General features: G+C 36.6%; 14 protein-coding genes. 10 read left to right on the top strand and 4 right to left on the bottom strand.

Going from position 1 to position 17,029, the window contains the following annotated elements; translation table 11 throughout:
- The first annotated feature begins 3 nt into the window (after positions 1 to 3).
- Complete coding sequence (locus DEU40_RS09260; protein ID WP_110009584.1) at positions 4 to 1,347, top strand: SWIM zinc finger family protein; 1,344 nt, start codon at positions 4 to 6, stop codon at positions 1,345 to 1,347.
- A 79-nt stretch (positions 1,348 to 1,426) separates the two neighbouring features.
- Here DEU40_RS09260 and DEU40_RS09255 read toward each other — a convergent pair whose 3' ends face one another.
- Positions 1,427 to 1,879: a VOC family protein gene (locus DEU40_RS09255; protein ID WP_110009583.1), complete on the bottom strand. Its 453-nt coding sequence runs from the start codon at positions 1,877 to 1,879 to the stop codon at positions 1,427 to 1,429.
- 414 nt (positions 1,880 to 2,293) lie between these two features.
- Here DEU40_RS09255 and DEU40_RS09250 point away from each other — a divergent pair, with 414 nt between their 5' ends.
- The 3 genes from DEU40_RS09250 (at position 2,294) to DEU40_RS09240 (ending at position 6,327) form a co-directional block, all read left to right on the top strand.
- Entirely contained in the window at positions 2,294 to 3,811 is a 1,518-nt protein-coding gene (locus tag DEU40_RS09250) for a TROVE domain-containing protein (RefSeq protein WP_110009654.1), read from the top strand.
- 592 nt (positions 3,812 to 4,403) lie between these two features.
- Entirely contained in the window at positions 4,404 to 4,592 is a 189-nt protein-coding gene (locus tag DEU40_RS09245; RefSeq protein ID WP_110009582.1) for a phosphate ABC transporter substrate-binding protein, read from the top strand.
- A gap of 895 nt (positions 4,593 to 5,487) precedes the next feature.
- On the top strand, positions 5,488 to 6,327 hold the full coding sequence (locus DEU40_RS09240) for a hypothetical protein (protein WP_110009581.1): 840 nt from the start codon (positions 5,488 to 5,490) through the stop codon (positions 6,325 to 6,327).
- Positions 6,328 to 6,755: 428 nt separating this feature from the next.
- Here the strand turns inward: DEU40_RS09240 and DEU40_RS09235 are convergent, their stop codons facing one another.
- Both DEU40_RS09235 and DEU40_RS09230 read right to left on the bottom strand, forming a co-directional pair.
- On the bottom strand, positions 6,756 to 7,094 hold the full coding sequence (locus tag DEU40_RS09235; protein WP_110009580.1) for a hypothetical protein: 339 nt from the start codon (positions 7,092 to 7,094) through the stop codon (positions 6,756 to 6,758).
- 14 nt (positions 7,095 to 7,108) lie between these two features.
- Positions 7,109 to 7,534 carry a transposase gene (locus DEU40_RS09230; protein ID WP_110009579.1) on the bottom strand — a complete coding sequence of 142 codons (426 nt, stop codon included), beginning with the start codon at positions 7,532 to 7,534 and terminating at the stop codon, positions 7,109 to 7,111.
- Positions 7,535 to 8,153: 619 nt separating this feature from the next.
- On the opposite strand from DEU40_RS09230, the gene DEU40_RS09225 reads away from it, so the two are divergent.
- Entirely contained in the window at positions 8,154 to 9,692 is a 1,539-nt protein-coding gene (locus tag DEU40_RS09225) for a SulP family inorganic anion transporter (protein ID WP_110009578.1), read from the top strand.
- Positions 9,693 to 10,142: 450 nt separating this feature from the next.
- Here the strand turns inward: DEU40_RS09225 and fusA are convergent, their stop codons facing one another.
- Positions 10,143 to 12,203 (bottom strand): elongation factor G, encoded by a 2,061-nt coding sequence (gene fusA, locus DEU40_RS09220; protein ID WP_110009653.1) that lies wholly within the window; start codon positions 12,201 to 12,203, stop codon positions 10,143 to 10,145.
- Between the two features lie 629 nt (positions 12,204 to 12,832).
- Here fusA and DEU40_RS09215 point away from each other — a divergent pair.
- Genes DEU40_RS09215 through DEU40_RS09195 form a run of 5 tightly spaced genes read left to right on the top strand, consistent with a single transcriptional unit; the run spans position 12,833 to position 17,023 of the window.
- On the top strand, positions 12,833 to 13,501 hold the full coding sequence (locus DEU40_RS09215; RefSeq protein ID WP_110009577.1) for an HAD family hydrolase: 669 nt from the start codon (positions 12,833 to 12,835) through the stop codon (positions 13,499 to 13,501).
- An 8-nt stretch (positions 13,502 to 13,509) separates the two neighbouring features.
- Positions 13,510 to 14,334: a phosphoribosyltransferase family protein gene (locus DEU40_RS09210; protein ID WP_110009576.1), complete on the top strand. Its 825-nt coding sequence runs from the start codon at positions 13,510 to 13,512 to the stop codon at positions 14,332 to 14,334.
- Positions 14,324 to 14,881: a TerD family protein gene (locus tag DEU40_RS09205; RefSeq protein ID WP_047428250.1), complete on the top strand. Its 558-nt coding sequence runs from the start codon at positions 14,324 to 14,326 to the stop codon at positions 14,879 to 14,881. The genes DEU40_RS09210 and DEU40_RS09205 overlap by 11 nt, the downstream gene beginning before the upstream one ends.
- A 2-nt stretch (positions 14,882 to 14,883) precedes the next feature.
- Positions 14,884 to 16,059, top strand: a complete 1,176-nt coding sequence (locus tag DEU40_RS09200) for a toxic anion resistance protein (protein WP_171006279.1) — start codon at positions 14,884 to 14,886, stop codon at positions 16,057 to 16,059.
- A gap of 16 nt (positions 16,060 to 16,075) precedes the next feature.
- Entirely contained in the window at positions 16,076 to 17,023 is a 948-nt protein-coding gene (locus tag DEU40_RS09195; RefSeq protein WP_110009575.1) for a hypothetical protein, read from the top strand.
- Positions 17,024 to 17,029: the final 6 nt, after the last annotated feature.

Below are 17,029 nucleotides of genomic sequence, written 5' to 3'. Positions count from 1 at the left end.
ATCATGGAAGATGCGCTTATTTACAACTATTCAGGAGCATCCTCTTTAGTTAGGACAGGTGCGCTTGAAGAGCTGTTCCTTGCCAAATACAATGAGGTATATAAAAATACTGATGCCCCCTGTTTCTTTTGGGGAAATGTAGGGCAGCCCTTTATTTTGGCCCGATGTCTGATCACACTTTCCAACATTGTGAAATCCAGTTTTAATCTGTCGCCGCTTCAGATGGCACACCTTAAAGATCCTATAGTGACAGCAGGAAATGGGAGAATACGATTTGAAGGCTTTTCTCATTGTGCAGGAGTATATGCAAGAGTAGATGTACTGCCTGATGGATTGGATGGAGAGTTTCTTGAAAACGGAACAACAAATGTGGATTTCAATCAGCCTATGATAAATGCTTTGGGAAGTATCCGTCCGAATGGAAAAATTATGCTTTCTGTAGGGCAAAAAGAAGTTGGGCTTTATCAGGAAGATAATAAAATAATAGAAAGAAAAGTTCCATTGCCTGTAAAATGGATCAAAGGATTGGGGACTGTTCAGGTCTATTTATCAGAATCAGTGAAACGCTACACCTTCAATAGAATCCAGACGCAGCAATTGTTTAGAGGAATGCCGAAAGGAGTGGTAAAGTCAGATTATTACTTAATTGTACGCGGAAATAAACCCATCTTTTCTCCGGTACAATCTACAGATTCTGTTTGCATAGGAGGAATTCACAGGCTTCGTCTTTTAGAGCCTCTTCTTCCTTATATTGATTCTATGCAGGTATTTGCACATGCCAATATGCAGTCCGTAACATGGCAGCTGAGTATGGGGAATATCCGTTTCAGTTTTTCTTTATCTAGAGAATGCTGGAGAGGTTTCTCAGGGGAAGGCGCAGTGTTAGATAGCCTGATTTCGGATGTTCCCGACGAATGGATTGATGCCTTGGATAAATATGCCTATGCCAACCAGTCCTTTAATCCTGCCACACTTGCTCTGGAAGAGAATATCAGTTTTGACAAAGTTAAAAACAGCACCGGCAGGCTTGCTGCAATGGGATTACTCGGTTACGATCTTGATGACAGGGAATTTTTCTATCGCAGGCTTCCTTTTAAATTAAGCCGTATTATCGGACTCAATCCCCGGATAAAAAATGCTGAAAGATTGATTGAAGACGGAAAAGTAGAAATTTTAAATCATCATAAAACAAGAACAGAGGCCAGAGTAAAAGGAACCGGTGTGCATCACACAGTTATCATTGAAAATGAGCGTGCGCGCTGTACCTGCGAATGGTTCAGTAAATATCAGGGTGAGAGAGGTCCCTGTAAACATGTCCTGGCAGTGAAAAAACTGGTCAATGCTTAAATGCTGCTGATGTTTATTTGATTATTTTGCTGATAATACAGAGCATAAAAATCCTACGTCTCTGTATTGTAAAATTGTATTATTGGCCAGTCTGCTGTATCCATTCTTCATAGCTGAGTACACCTAATTCCGGTCTCCCTTCTCCGTCCAGAACAGAAATAAACTCAAGCTGGTTTCCATCGGGATCATTAAAATAAACAGCCAGTGCAGGCATCCATGCAAATACCATAGGCTCTGCACTTCCGTTTTTCAGGAAGTTGTAAGGTTTTAAATTCTTTTTTTCAAGAAACTCTACAGAATAATCCAAAATATCTTCCTTACTGCAGGAAAAAGCAAAATGTCTGGTCTGAAGATTCTCCTTCTGCTCCCATAATCCGAGCATAAATTCTTTCCCTTCTCCAACCCATAAAAAAGCAATGGGCCTGGTTTCATCCCTGTGAGCAAGTTTCAATCCCAGCACTTTTGTATAAAATTGTATTGCATTTTCTAGATTACTCACCTGAACATGGGTTTCATATATTCCTTTAATCATAGCTTAATTTTTAATCATAGCAAAGCTAGAAAAGCCTTAGTGAAAAATGGAATACAGATGATTTCTTTAATGAAAACGAATAATAGAAGGATTTTATAATGATAAATGATGAATGCAGTTGTATTTCTCAAACATCTGTATAAATCTGTGGGATTTGCGGAAAAAAATCTATTTAGCATTATTCAATAGAGGTGGGCTTTAGCCCGCCTTATAAATAGCCTTATTCATCCGGCTTTAGCCAAAACTTAAATCTGCGTAATCGTGCATCATAATCTGCGAGAATCATTTTAAAATTAAAAAAAATCAAATAAAAATTTTCTGCGCAAAAAGATTGCGTAACACTGTTTTTACTTTGCATCAGAAATCAGAGAGGAAGTATCAATCCTTTCCATGTTAACAATAAAAACAGTAACCATGAAATTTAATTTTTTAAAAAAAGAAACTAAAGTAGTACCAAACTACGAAGGTGCCAGAGCCTATGCGATGACACCTGCAGAAGAATTGTATAGTGCTGTTGTTACAACAGGACTGTCAGATGCCAACTATGAGAAGGGAAATGACAGATTGGAAAGAATACAGTCTCTGATCAAAAAAAATGATCCTGAATTTGTGGCAAAGCTGGCCGTATATGCAAGAAAAGATATGTACTTAAGGTCTATTCCATTGGTTTTGACAACTGAACTGGCAAAGCAGATTTCCGGTACAGACCTTGTAAGCAAAACAGTAGATGGAGTCGTGCAGAGAGCGGATGAAATCACAGAATTGCTGGCGTACTACCAGCTTGCCAATAAAAGAACCGATACAAAGAAGCTGAACAAACTATCCAAGCAGATTCAGAAAGGACTGGTAAAATCATTCAATAAATTTGATGAATATCAGTTTGCCAAATACAACAGAAAAGCAGAAGTAACGCTGAAAGATGCATTATTTCTGGTTCACCCGAAAGCTAAGGATGAAAACCAACAAGCAGTTTTCAACAAAATTGCCAACAATACACTGGAAACTCCTTATACGTGGGAAGTGGAGCTTTCAGTTTTGGGTCAGACAAAATTTGCAAATGATGCAGAAAGAAAACTGGCTTTCAAAAATAAATGGGAAGAATTAATTTTCAGCAACAAACTGGGCTATATGGCAACCATGAGAAACCTGAGGAATATTCTGGAAGTTAACGTATCGTCTGATGCGATGAACAAAGTGTGCAGATACCTTTCCGATGAAAGAGCTGTAACCAATTCAAAACAGCTCCCATTCCGATTCCTGGCGGCTTACAGAGAATTAAAAAATATAGATTCTCCTTATCTTTCATCAGTACTGGAAGCATTGGAAAATGCAATTGTGGAGAGTGCCAGAAACATCAAAGGTTTTGGTTTTGAGACATCAGTGGTGATCGCTGCCGACGTGTCAGGTTCCATGCAGAAAGCGGTTTCCGGTAAAAGTAAGATTTTACTGTATGATATCGGTTTGCTGATGTCTATGATCCTGCAGTCGCAATGTAAAAATGTGGTGACAGGTATCTTTGGTGACCGTTGGCTAAGAGTTCCCATGCCAAAAAATGGTATTTTAAGGAATGTGGATGCATTCTATAAACGTGAAGGTGAAGTAGGATATTCCACCAACGGCTATCTGGTGATCGAAGACCTTATCAAAAGAAGAGAGCAGGTAGATAAAGTAATGCTTTTCACCGATACCCAGCTGTGGGATAGCACAGGAAACAGAAACTCTTTTGAAAACCTGTGGAACAGATACAAAGCGATCGCTCCCAATGCAAAACTGTATATTTTTGACCTTGCAGGTTATGGTACACAGCCGCTTGATATCAGAAAAAATGATGTACACCTTATTGCGGGTTGGTCAGACAAAATTTTCGATGTACTGAACGCGTTGGAAGACAAAAAGTCTGCAGTGAAAATGATTCAGAAAGTAGTGCTGTAACAGGCACTGCTTTTAAAAATAAAAACCTATGGAAATGCGACATAGGAAATGGAGGCGTTAAGAAAATAAGCTATACAAACGTTAAGAAAATTCTACTGTTTGAAGCGCGACACAGAAAGCGAAACGAAGAAGTAATAGCAAATTCGAGCAGGTTTTAGAATTTTTAGAGCGTGTAGGTTATTTTTAGCCGGAGTTTCCAGGTCTTGAACTTTTGGTTCTTTTGCTTCAAGGCAAAACGAACAAATATTTAAATAAAAAATAAAACTACGTAAAAAGATTGCGTACTCACAATATAATTTTGCAGTGTTAATAATACTGGTGCCGTTAGAAAGACCTCCTTCGATTTCAAACTGACAGAGTCTTTCACCAGATTGCCCGGTAGCTAACCAATGCCGTTAATAAGAGTTTCATCGTCAACTTTCAATTGAACATCAATTACTCTTATGATTTATTGCTTGGTTTTTAATAAAAATAACTGCGTAAATAGAATGCGCTGTAAGAATATACTTTCGTAGAAAGAAAATTAATAACCATGAATAATTATAAACCCGATCTAAAAGAAGCAGTGTATTGAGGTTAATACTCAATAATTATGAAAAAAGCTAAAACGTTAAGACAGAAATTCGGATTTAATGAATATGGATTAATCGACTTTCCAAAGAAAATTTCAGGCGTACAGATCTCTAGATTGATGTATGGAAATGATTTAGGTTGTTCATATTGTTTCCCACACGGTTTTGAAGTGGTAAATGCAAGGTATATAAAGTTCCAGCGAAACTGAAAGAAATACAATACAGAAAGAAACAATGGAAAAATTAAAACCAGGTGTCGTATAGGAATCATACTTCGAGTCCCCCGTCAGACGCAGGTTCAATTCCTGCCATTCCTGTTGTAAACGGAATGTAGTTCAAAACAAAGAATAGATGGTATAGAAAGATTCCGCCGCTTTTACCCTGATCTATAAAGAGTGCCGTAGAGAAGGCTTACTTCGGTATAATATTGGTTCGACTCCATAACAGATCATGAAAATGATCTTGTAAAAGTCTTTTCGAATCTAGCCTCTTTTATTTAAATCACATCAATGAAAAAATAACAATAAAAGTGGAAATTTCCATCAATGACAACTATGGAAATATGACATAGGAAATGGAGGTGTTAAGAAAATTCTACTGTTTGAAGCACGAGACAGAAAGTGAAACTAAAAAGTAACATTAGATTCGCGCAAGTTTTAGAATTTTTAGAGAGTGTAGGTTATTTTTAGCCGTAGTTTCCAGGTCTTGAATTTTTGGTTCTTTTGCTTCAAGGCAAAACGAACAAATATGTAAATAAAAATTATACTACGTAAATAGAATGCGCAATAAGAATATAATTTTGTGGAAAGAAAACTAATAACTATGAATAATTAAAATCAAGTGTCGTCTTAGAATCATACTTCGAGATTGAGTAAGCATTGTGTCGCAGGTTCGAATCCTGCCTTCTCCCTCGAAAAGGAGAGGTAGCTCAGCTGGTAGAGCAAATGCACGGAAGATTCTGAAAAATATTACCTTGATTTGTAAAAGAGTGCCGTAGAAAAGACCTGCTTCGGTTTGATTTGGTTCGACTCCAGAAGGTCATGAAAGTGATCTTGTACAAGTCTTTTCGAATCCTGCCTCTTTTTATTTTAAAATTTAATAACCATGCATATACCAAGTGATCTGACTGAATTTTTATACTGGGTCAAAGAACGCACAGAAAAACTGTGGTCTGTGGATGATGAAAATTGTCCTAAAGGATTTTACGGAGCCAGATGGCAAGGGCTTTCTGAAGAACAGATTGATCAGGTTGAGAGAAAATATAAGATCAGTTTTATTCCTGAGCATAAAGAATTTTTAAAGATTCTTCATGCGATTGATAAAAAAGAAATTGTTGAATATGAATATGATGGAGAATTAATTACTGAAGAACGTGATTTTTTTTATAATTGGCTTGCTGATGAAAAGGAAGTTGAGGAAATAATAAAAGGTTCTTATAATTGGATGAAGCACGATGTGAATGAGAAGAGCCAGGTGTGGCTTAATTCATGGGGAATAAAATCTGCATCTTTGGAAAAGAGAATAGAAGTTTTTGAAGAATGGTTTTCTCATGTTCCAGCTCTTTTACCATTAACTGGTCTCCGATATATTGTAAGTGATGAGAATCTTAAATGGAAACCGATTATTTCTATGGGATCTTCCGATATTATTGTTATGGGTTGGGATTTTAGAACTTATTTATTAAATGAAATAGGTAACCATCTTAATATCCATATTGAGGTCTTTGATGAAGAAGACCAAATGTTTTATCCGCAACTTATTGATGAGGTAAAGTATATATTTGATGAAAATTTTAAGTATGATGAAACCAAAGATATTCCTTACCTGAAAGAAAGGATTCTCTATTGGTCTTGTGGATGGAGGAGTTTCGGTTTAAATTATTATTCAGAGAATGGCAGCATTCATCCTATTGTCAAAACATATATTGCTGAAGAAGAAAAATAAAAACAAACAAGTGCCGTAGAAAAATGTTACTTCGCTCATCACGACGGGGTCACGGGTTCGAGTCCCGTCTCTTCCACAACAAAAAACACAGTTTATATAGGAAGAGTAGCTCAGCTGGTTAGAGCACGACTGCATTTTTCGCTTATTGCCTTGATTTCATCATATGAGGAGTCGGAAGTGGGACGTTGAAAGATCTTTGTATCGTAATTTTCTATAAAGCCGGAGGAATCTCAGGCTTGCCATCTTTCTTCTTTCCACTTCCAGCTTCTTTATATGACCATCTGAAGTGTCGTCAGGAAAAAATACATCGCACTATAATGACGGGAGGAATAGCGAAGCCGGTTACTCCGGCAAGGTTATCCGGTTCGACTCCGGCAAACGACAGCCCGGTTTTTTCCTTATTATTACCTTTAAAAAATGCCGGTAGATTATGTACCGGCACTTTTCATTGTATCTTCAAGCTCTTTTTCAAACATTCCTTTCCATTTTGAAAGCGTAGTCCGGCTTATTTTATATTTCCTTGACATATAGCTTGTTGAGTGGCCATGTTTTTTCTGATACTGAAGCAGTTTTAACATCGTCTGCCTGTCATAGGTTTTCAGTTTCTGATTTTCTCTGGACTGCTTGAACAGCTTTTCATTGAACTTAAGTACATCATCACTGGTGTGAAGCTTTTCAAGAAGTTCTTTGATTTTCGGATCTTTTAGCTTTTCAGGATATTCCATCTTTAGCATATCCTGATAAATTCTTTTGTAATTTGGGCGCATGTTTTATTTCTTTATCAGTTGGCATTATCACTCTTCTGAAGCCATCTGTGAAGCGTACTTTTCGGAATTGAATATTCCTTGATAACTTCGCTTTGGGTCATTTCACCGGAAATAATCCTTTTCATAATAAAATCTTTGATTTCCTGAGTGTAAATGTTTTTCCTGAAATAAGGCGTCTTTTCAGACTTTTGGCTGTTTTTGTTAATTGCAGAAGGCGGTGCGTATAAAATTAAATGTGAACTGTAGAGTCTGAAAAAATCATATTCCAGTAATTTGCTCCATCTTAAAAGAAGATCAGTATCCATTGAGCTGCTGTCGTACATCATCTCAACAGTTTCCTCATCTTTGCCTAAAAATTTGCATATTCTCTCTACTGTTATTTCGTTTTCATCAACTCTCTCCTTAATAAATTTCCCAATATGGATTTCTTTATATAACATTTTTACTGAATATTATTCTTTTGTTTAAACTTATATATAAAAAACGAAAATAGGTGATGTGTATTATTTCGTGTGGTGTTAAATAGCTGATGATAGCTTGAAAGAGAAGAAGAAAATGGATTATGATTGAAAAATATCAAAAAACACCTTTCGTAAGACTCTATCTTAGAAACGCATTGTAACTTACCAAATATTGTAAAACAGGCGGGTAGGGATCACCTTAATATAATTTGGATATATTCTTTATTTTCAATGGGGTCTTTTCTTCTTCTCTTTCAAACTCTCTTCCTGCCATTTGTGTAAAATAATATATAACCTATTAAGGTTTTTATAGAATTCTGTGAGCTGGGGCTGTTGATGTGTTGATAAACAGCTTTTTGCGCATCGAATCTTTTAATTAGTACCAAATAATCGCTTATTCGTTTTCAAATGTAAACAAAAATAAGAAGTAAAAACAGTTAAAAATGTAAAAATCATACTTTATCTGTTTATTTTAAGTAAAATTAACATATTATAAAAGTCGATATGTAAATTGTTTAAAGTGATAACTGTAATCATGAAAAAATCATAAAAAGAAAAAATTGTATACCATTTACACAGTCCATACATTTGCATATCAATGAAAAATACTATAAGCTTATTCGACTTTTCGAAGAAAATCAATTATAAGAACGAACTGCTGGCTGGCTTTACGGTAGCAATGACTATGATTCCTGAATCTCTCTCATTTGCTATTCTGGCTGGCTTATCTCCGCTTACTGGACTGTATGCTGCATTTATGATGGGACTTGTAACCGCAGTTTTAGGAGGACGTCCTGGTATGGTTTCCGGTGGAGCAGGAGCAACCATCGTGGTGCTGATTGCTTTGATACAATCTCATGGAACAGAATATCTGTTTGCCACTGTAGCCCTTGCCGGAATCTTTCAGATGATGGTAGGAATTTTTAAACTTGGAAAATTTGTGAGACTGATTCCGCAACCTGTTATGTACGGATTTCTGAACGGATTGGCTATTATTATTTTCATGGCACAGGTTGAACAGTTCAAAATCACAGACAGTAATGGCGGAGTACGTTGGCTGCAGGGAATGCCTTTATACATTATGGCTGGCTTAACTGCCCAGACCATTGCCATAGTTTATTTTTTTCCAAAAATAACAAAAGTGGTTCCTGCCTCTCTGGTAGCTATTATCATCTTATTTGCAGTAGTTCTCGGATTTAATATTCCAACAAAAACGGTTGCAGATATTGCTCATATCAGTGGAAATCTTCCGGATTTTCATATTCCGAAGGTCCCTTTTTCTCTGGAAACTTTACAGATTATTTTTCCATATGCTTTAATTATGGCCGGAGTCGGTCTTATTGAATCTCTTCTGACATTATCGATGGTAGATGAAATCACGAATACCAAGGGAAGTGCCAATAAAGAGTCTGTCGCTCAGGGATTGGCTAATATTACCAACGGCTTTTTTGGTGGAATGGGTGGTTGTGCAATGGTAGCACAGACATTGGTAAATCTTAATGCAGGCTCCAGAGCAAGACTATCAGGAATTGTAGCATCACTGCTTATTTTGATAATTATTCTGGTTGGTGCACCTGTCATAGAGAGAATTCCTATGGCTGCTCTGGTAGGAGTGATGATGATGGTTGCTATCAGCACTTTCCAGTGGGTATCAATCAGGATTGTGAATAAAATGCCGAAATCGGACATTTTTGTAGGCGTTACTGTAGCACTGATTACTGTTATTTTACACAACCTTGCTTTAGCAGTATTGGTTGGAGTGATCATTTCAGCATTGGTTTTTGCCTGGGATAATGCTAAAAGAATCAGAGCGAGAAAACATGTGGATGAAAACGGGGTGAAATACTATGAAATATATGGGCCTTTGTTTTTCGGTTCAGTAACAGCATTTACAGATAAATTTGATCCTGTGAATGACCCGGATCAGGTGGTTATAGATTTTAAAGAAAGCCGTATTGTAGATATGAGTGCCATAGATGCTTTGGACAAATTGTCCAAACGTTATAAGCAGCAAAATAAAACGATATATCTGCGTCATCTTAGTGAAGATTGCAGAAAAGTATTAAAAAATGCAGAAGCAGTAGTGGAAGTTAATATTCAGGAAGATCCTACTTATAAGGTGATGCCGGAAAAATAGGAAGGTCAATGAGTGAATTTTGCCTCGTAAGTGAATGGTGAATTTTTATAGTAAAAAAAAATTGACAAGCGCAGCGGATTGACGATTGACTATTCACAATTTCATAGTCAATGAGTGAATTTTGCTTCGCAAGTGAAAAGTGAATTTTTATAGTAAAAAAAAAATTGACAAGCGCAGCGGATTGACAATTGACCATTCACAATTTCATAGTCAATGAGTGAATTTTGCTTCGCAAGTGAAAAGTGAATTTTTATAGTAAAAAAAAATTGACAAGCGCAGCGGATTGACAATTGACCATTCACAATTTCATAGTCAATGAGTGAATTTTGCTTCGCAAGTGGATGGTGAATTTTTATAGTAAAAAAAAAATTGACAAGCGCAGCGGATTGACAATTGACCATTCACAAACAAGACAAGGACTGTAAGAAAAAATCTACAGTCCTTGCTTGTTTAGGTTATTAATGTATTGGCGATAAAATCAGGCACTAAAGCATAGTGTGATAATTTCATACTGATGGAAGCTCTTCCGCTTGTCAATGTTCTCAGATCTGAAATGTACCCGAACGTTGAGGCTAACGGAACTTCCGCTGCAAAAATCTTTCTTCCGGATTTTTCATCAATAGAAGTGATCATTCCTCTTCTTCTGTTGATATCTGCTGTGACAGCACCCGTGTATTCTTCAATACTTTGAATTTCTATCTGCATGACAGGCTCCATCAGCTTAGGGCTACATCCTTTTGCTGCAGTTTTGAATCCTTCTCTTGCTGCAATCTCAAAATCGAATGCTGCAGAATCCTGAGCGTGGAAGGAACCGTCAAGAAGGGTGATCTTCATGTTTTCCAGAGGATATCCGTTCAAAGGTCCATACTCCATAGCTTCTCTGAATCCTTTTTCAACAGAAGGAATAAATTCAGTCAGAATAACTCCACCTTTGATCATATTGATAAATTCCAATCCATTGTCATTTCCCGGGCCAATCTCAAACGTGATATCAGCGAACTGGCCGCTTCCTCCGTTTTGTTTGGAAAACTTTTCTCGGTGAACTTTAGTTTCCGTTAAGATCTCACGATAAGAAACTTTAGGTTTCCCCTGATTGATTTCAATACCATGATTCAGACGGATTTTCTCTAGGGTAACTTCGAGATGAAGTTCTCCCAATCCACTCAATAAAGTCTCTCCGGTCTGCGGATCTCTTTCAACCACCAAAGAAGGATCTTCTTCCTGTATTTTGGCCAATACCAAACCGAAAGACTTCTCATCACCATTGGTTTTCGGCTCGATAGCAACTCTGATCACAGGAGTCGGAATGGTAATGGCTTCCAGTAATATCGGCTTTTCTAGAGAAGATAGAGAATCACCGGTCTTGGCATCTTTTATTCCTGTCAAAGCAACAATATCTCCTGCTTTAGCTTCTTCCATTGATAATGTTTTATCCGACTGCATCTGTAAAATTCTCGAAATCCTGAAGCTTTCACCCGTTCTTACATTCAGTATCATATCTCCGGATTTGATTTTTCCGGAATAGACACGAAGCATAGCCAGTCTTCCCATATGTTTATCAATCACCACTTTGAAAACAAGTCCTGAAAAAGCAGCTTCCTCATTTCTTTCCATTGTTACCGTTTCTTCCGTTTGAGGATCTCTTCCCTGGAGGTCAGCAAGCTGATCCGGTGCCGGAAGATAAGTTACGACAGCATCAAGAAGAGGCTGGATTCCCTTATTTTTAAAGGCTGAACCACATAAAACAGGAACGGCGGATACGGATCTGCAGACTCTTTGTATAGCTTCTGAAATCATTTCAACAGTGACAATCTGTTCAGTATCCATAAAAATTTCAAAGAACATCTCGTCATTCTCTGCAAGAGTTTCCATTAATTTAACTCTATATTCATGGGCTTCTGTCATAGAAACAGCAGGAATTTCCTTTTCCATAATGGTTTCTCCATTTTCATCCGTCCAGTATAAGGCTTTCATTTTGATAAGATCAATAACGCCTTCAAAATCGTTTTCAGCTCCAATCGGAATCTGAATGGTCAATGGAACAGCATTCAGTTTGGTTTTTATCTCATTGAGAACCGCAAAGAAATCCGCCCCGATTCTGTCCATTTTATTGATGAAACAGATTTTGGATGTGCCGTGTTTTTCAGCCTGGAACCAAACATTTTCAGTCTGTGGCTGAACTCCTGATGAAGCGCAGAAAACTGCGATTACACTGTCCAGAACTCTTAGAGAGCGTTCTACTTCTACTGCAAAATCAATGTGTCCCGGCGTATCAATAATGTTGATATTATAAACATTGTTATCTTTTTTCCATTGTGTGGAAACTGCAGCCGATGAAATGGTAATTCCTCTGTTTCTTTCCTGGATGTCTTTATCCATGGTGGTATTTCCATCATCTACATTACCGATTTTATGAATAAGTCCTGTGTAATACAAAAGCCTTTCTGATAACGTTGTTTTTCCTGCATCTACGTGTGCTATAATCCCTATATTTCGTGTGTTGTATTTCATTTTGTTTGATTTTAATTGTTGATTTTTAGATCTGTGTTTGGAAAAGATTCTGAAAAAAAATGAGCACAAAATACACTCCGGTCTTATAAAGCCGGTAAAACATTTTTCGTATTTCGTATCAAAGGAAAATTTTCAGAGATCTTAACAAACAACAGAAGTTTTTGGATTTGTTAAAGTCTGAAAATAGGGCAGCAAAAAAGACCTATCCGAATAGACAGGTCTTCAATATATTTTTGGGTATAAAAGATCTATAGAACTATTCAGATAAATATTCAGTGCTGCCAAAGAACACAGCTCTGACAGGATTGCTTAACGTTATAATATTTATCATTTTTGTTGACATTGTTGATTGTTAATCGGTTGCGAAATTATAATTTTTTTTTGATTTCCAAAGAATTTTTGAAATTATTTTTTTGTGAACGGATATTAAACACTTCGTAAACCGCTTTCTGTGCGTTTCTCAAATTCATAGAATTTCATAAAAATATCTTAAAACAGATCTTGAACGTAATGCTTTTATGATAAATATTTTATCTTTGGGAAGAATAGTATCGTGAACACTTTTTGATGATTAGAAAATTTTAAATCTTTTTCAAGAAGCTAAATAAAAACTTTTAACTTAAAACCTATTGAAAACAGATATCGACATCCATAACCACTGTCATTTTTCCTTTGACCTGTGGCTCACTTTAATCAAATCTCATCCTGAATTTAAAGCAAAAAGAGTTGAGCTGTTCTCCTCGTTTTTTAACGTAGATAAGCCTATAGATCAGGTTGCGAAAACCGTAAAGTATTATGATGATCTTTGCAATACCATCAATGAAGTAACAGGTGGTAATATCGATACTTTTGAGATCTATCTGATGATTCTTGGTTCGCTGGATATTGATGTAAAACAATTGAATAAAGAAAAACTCAATGAATTTTACAACAAAAGTGAAGAATTGTTTCTGGAATACAAGCCAGTGGTGATTTTTGAAAATATTCACGATTTTTTTAAGGATATTAAAAATCAGGGAAAGACCATAAATATTCTAAGCAACACTGGATTTATCAAAGGAAAAACAATGAGGAAATTCCTGATTCACGAAAACCTGGATCAGTACATAGATTTCCATATTTATTCTGATGAAATCAACTGTTCCAAACCGAATCCGCTTATTTTTCAGGAAGTGAAGAATAATATTAAAGATCAGGATTTGGCGATGAATCAAATCCTGCATATCGGAGATAATCCGGTGGCAGATTTTCAGGGAGCAAAAAACTTTGGCTTCAGTGCCCATTTACTTAAACACTAAAAATAAACATGAATAAAAGATACAGCTTACACCACATTCATTCGGCAGACGAGTTTACGTTCTCACCTGCGGAATACAGTTATTTCAAGTATGGCGATAAGTCGTATGCTGAAAAATTTGCAAGAGAATTATTCGACGGATTTATTTCCGGCAACGAAGCACTTTTAGAGACGGATAAAGAGATTGTAGTGCTTCCAAGTCCTTATATGGCGATTCCTACGGCCTCTAATTTCTTATGTTTTTACTTTAAGAAGCATCTTGATTTTTATCTGTTTCAAAAAGGAAAAAAGTCAAGTATTCTGTCGAAAATCAATCGTAATCATACATATATCACAGATTACGGGAATCTTAATTTTGAAGACCGCAAAAATCTGATCGCCAATGATACTTATTATATCGATAAGGATTTTTTGAGAGGAAAACTTTGTATTTTTATAGACGATATCAAAATCACGGGAAGTCATGAATATACAGTCAACAGAATCCTTAATGAATATAATGTTGAGGCAGACTTTATGTTCCTGTATTATGCGGAACTGATGAATTTTGACCTTGACCCGAAAATTGAAAACTTTTTCAACTACTATGCTGTAAAAAATGTAAATCATGTTGCAGAAGTGATGAATAAAGAAAGTTTTCAGTTCAATACAAGGATTGTAAAATATATTTTAGGCCTGGAATCAAGTAATTTTGATTATCTTACGTCTCAAGTAAAAAAGGAACAGATGGATCTGCTTTTGGAGCTTGCGATCAGTAACAATTATCATTTAATAAAAGAATACGAAAATAACATCAATACTTTAACACAAACGGAATTATATTATGGCTATTAACTTACAAAAAGGACAAAGAGAAAACATTAACGCACCTAAATTTACTGTAGGTTTAGGATGGGATATCAATAATACTTCTACAGGAACAGCTTTCGACCTTGATGCGTCTTTGTTTTTGCTTGGGGACGACAAAAAATTAGTTTCAGATAATCACTTTATTTTCTATAACAACCTTGAGTCTCCGGACAAATCTGTAATCCACACAGGCGATAACCTTACAGGAGAAGGATCAGGTGACGATGAGCAGATCAAAATTGATCTGACAAAAATTGACGATGCAATTAAAGAAATTACTGTAGTAGTAACAATTCACGAAGCAGATTCGAGAAAGCAAAACTTTGGACAGGTAAGAAATTCTTTCATCAGAATTTTCAATACAGATACGAATGAAGAGATCTTAAAATACGAATTGGACGAAGATTTCTCAATCGAAACCGCTGTAGAATTCGGAAGAATCTACAACAGAAACGGAGAATGGAAATTTGAGGCTGTAGGTGCAGGACAGAGAGACGGCCTTGAGAAATTTGTATCAATTTATCAGAAGTAATCATGGACAATCAGGAAAATCAACCCATAGATCCGCTGGGATCAATAGAACCCCTTAAAACCTTTGAACCTACTCCAATGGTTCCCCCAACTCCGGCTCAGCCCGCTCAGAATGCGGCACCGGCAGTTCTTGTGGACAGAGAGGGAAATGTAAATCTGACGCAGCTGCAGTCAGAAGAACGTCAGAAATATGAAGTTCTTGCGAACTCTATTGACGAGACCAACCCTGGTTCTATCGTGAATTTCGGGGCAGAGCTTCAGAAAACATTAACCAACCAGAGTGACAGCTTCTTAGGAAATGTAAGAAGATCAAACTCAGGAGAAGTTGGTGGGCTTATCAACGACCTTTTGGTAGAGCTTAACTATGTAGATGTAGAAGAGCTTAATGGAAATAAAGTGAAAAGCTTCCTGAGCAAATTGCCATTCATGAAAAAGGTAATGACTCAGGTGGAAAATCTTTTTGCAAAATACGATAAGATCATCAACAATATCGAGCAGATTTCTTATAAAGTAAATGCGGGAATTATCACCTCTACAAAAGATAACGCTGTACTTCAGACTATTTTTGAAAGCAATGTGAATTCTATCAAGCAGATTGAAGAGCTTGTCATTGCAGGTAATATCAGAATGGAAAGAGCGGCAGGCGAGCTTGCTCAGATGGAAGCGAATCCGCAGATTTACCAGGATTATCAGATTGCAGATAAAAGAGATTTCATTGCAAGACTGGACAGGAGAATGGCTGATCTTAAAGTGGTGCGTGTGATTATGATGCAGTCACTTCCTCAGATCAGACTGGTACAGAACAACAACGTTTCTATTGCTGAAAAAGCACAGACGATTCTTACCACTACACTTCCGGTTTGGAAAAACCAGCTTTCCCTTGCGGTAGCGATGTACAGACAGCAGCAGAATATTGAAATCCAGCAAAAAGTATCTTCTACTACAGAAGAGATTTTAAGAAAGAATGCGGAACGTCTTGGCCAGAATTCAGTGAATGTTGCCAGAGCCAACGAGCAGACTATCGTATCGGTGGAAACATTAAGAGAAACAACATCAATGCTGATCAATACATTGAATGAAGTGAAACAAATCCAGAAACAGGGAGCTGACAACAGAAGAAAACTGGATCAGGATCTTCAGACATTGGAGCACGAACTAAAAGCAAATGTCAGAGGTTAATTTATAGGATACCAAGGTGGGGGATGATGCAGCAACCATATTGTCGCAAAGCAAAAGAAGATTAACAAAGCTTAAGCTTCTAGCTAATTTTTTTGAACATATTGATATTATATCTATTTACATCAAAACGGATATTATTCACAATCTGTTCCAGGAAAATACGGCTTTAGATTATAATAAACTGGAACTTTTTCACCTGCAGTATACCGACAGCCTTATAGAACTTCTGACTAAAATTAAAAAACAGAAGGAAAATGACATGCTGGCGGTCATCAATGAAATTAACATCAACAGTAAATATATTTCAGGTTTTGAAGAAAGAAGGGTAGATAGTTTTGAGACCGACAGAAAAATGTACAGCGGTGTCTTTTCCCAGCACTTGAAAACAGTGTATAAAGACCTGACGGAAGATCGTTTTACGGCCAATTGGGACAATGTACTGTACTTTCATAAAAAATATGCCCAGGAATTTTACAGATCGGAGGCGGATGAAACACTGCTGAAACCTGATCCTTTTCCTTCCTATCAGTATAAAGAATATTCCATTGAAAGGAAACTGTTGGGAAGGCTTAATATACAGGGATTTAAAGTTCGTTTCGTATGTGGTTACCTTATCGGAACCCACGATTATGAACTTTTTAAAATCTTTCAGTCTGATGATTATTTTATTTTCAGTGTAGACGAAAAGAAATTGTATCTTTTCGACAAAGAACTGGATAAGCTGGATATTTCCGAAAATCAGTCTAATCAGAGTTCCATTATTGATCAGCTGAGAAGTAAAAACGAGCAGCTGGAACATAGTATGAACGAAAGAAAGCGTACTTTGCCAGCTGAAGTGGAAGGTGTTCTGAAAGATTATATTAAAAACCTGGAAAATATGGATATTATGAGTAAGATATTTGACTTCGACGAAGAAACGAATATTCTGCGGGCAATGCTTAATTTGAATTTGAATAATAATTAGAACGAA

It is taken from the genome of Chryseobacterium sp. AG844 (assembly GCF_003182335.1).
Classification (GTDB): domain Bacteria; phylum Bacteroidota; class Bacteroidia; order Flavobacteriales; family Weeksellaceae; genus Chryseobacterium; species Chryseobacterium cupriresistens.
Note: the sequence above shows the minus strand (reverse complement) of the source record. Positions and strands in the feature narration are given on the sequence as shown.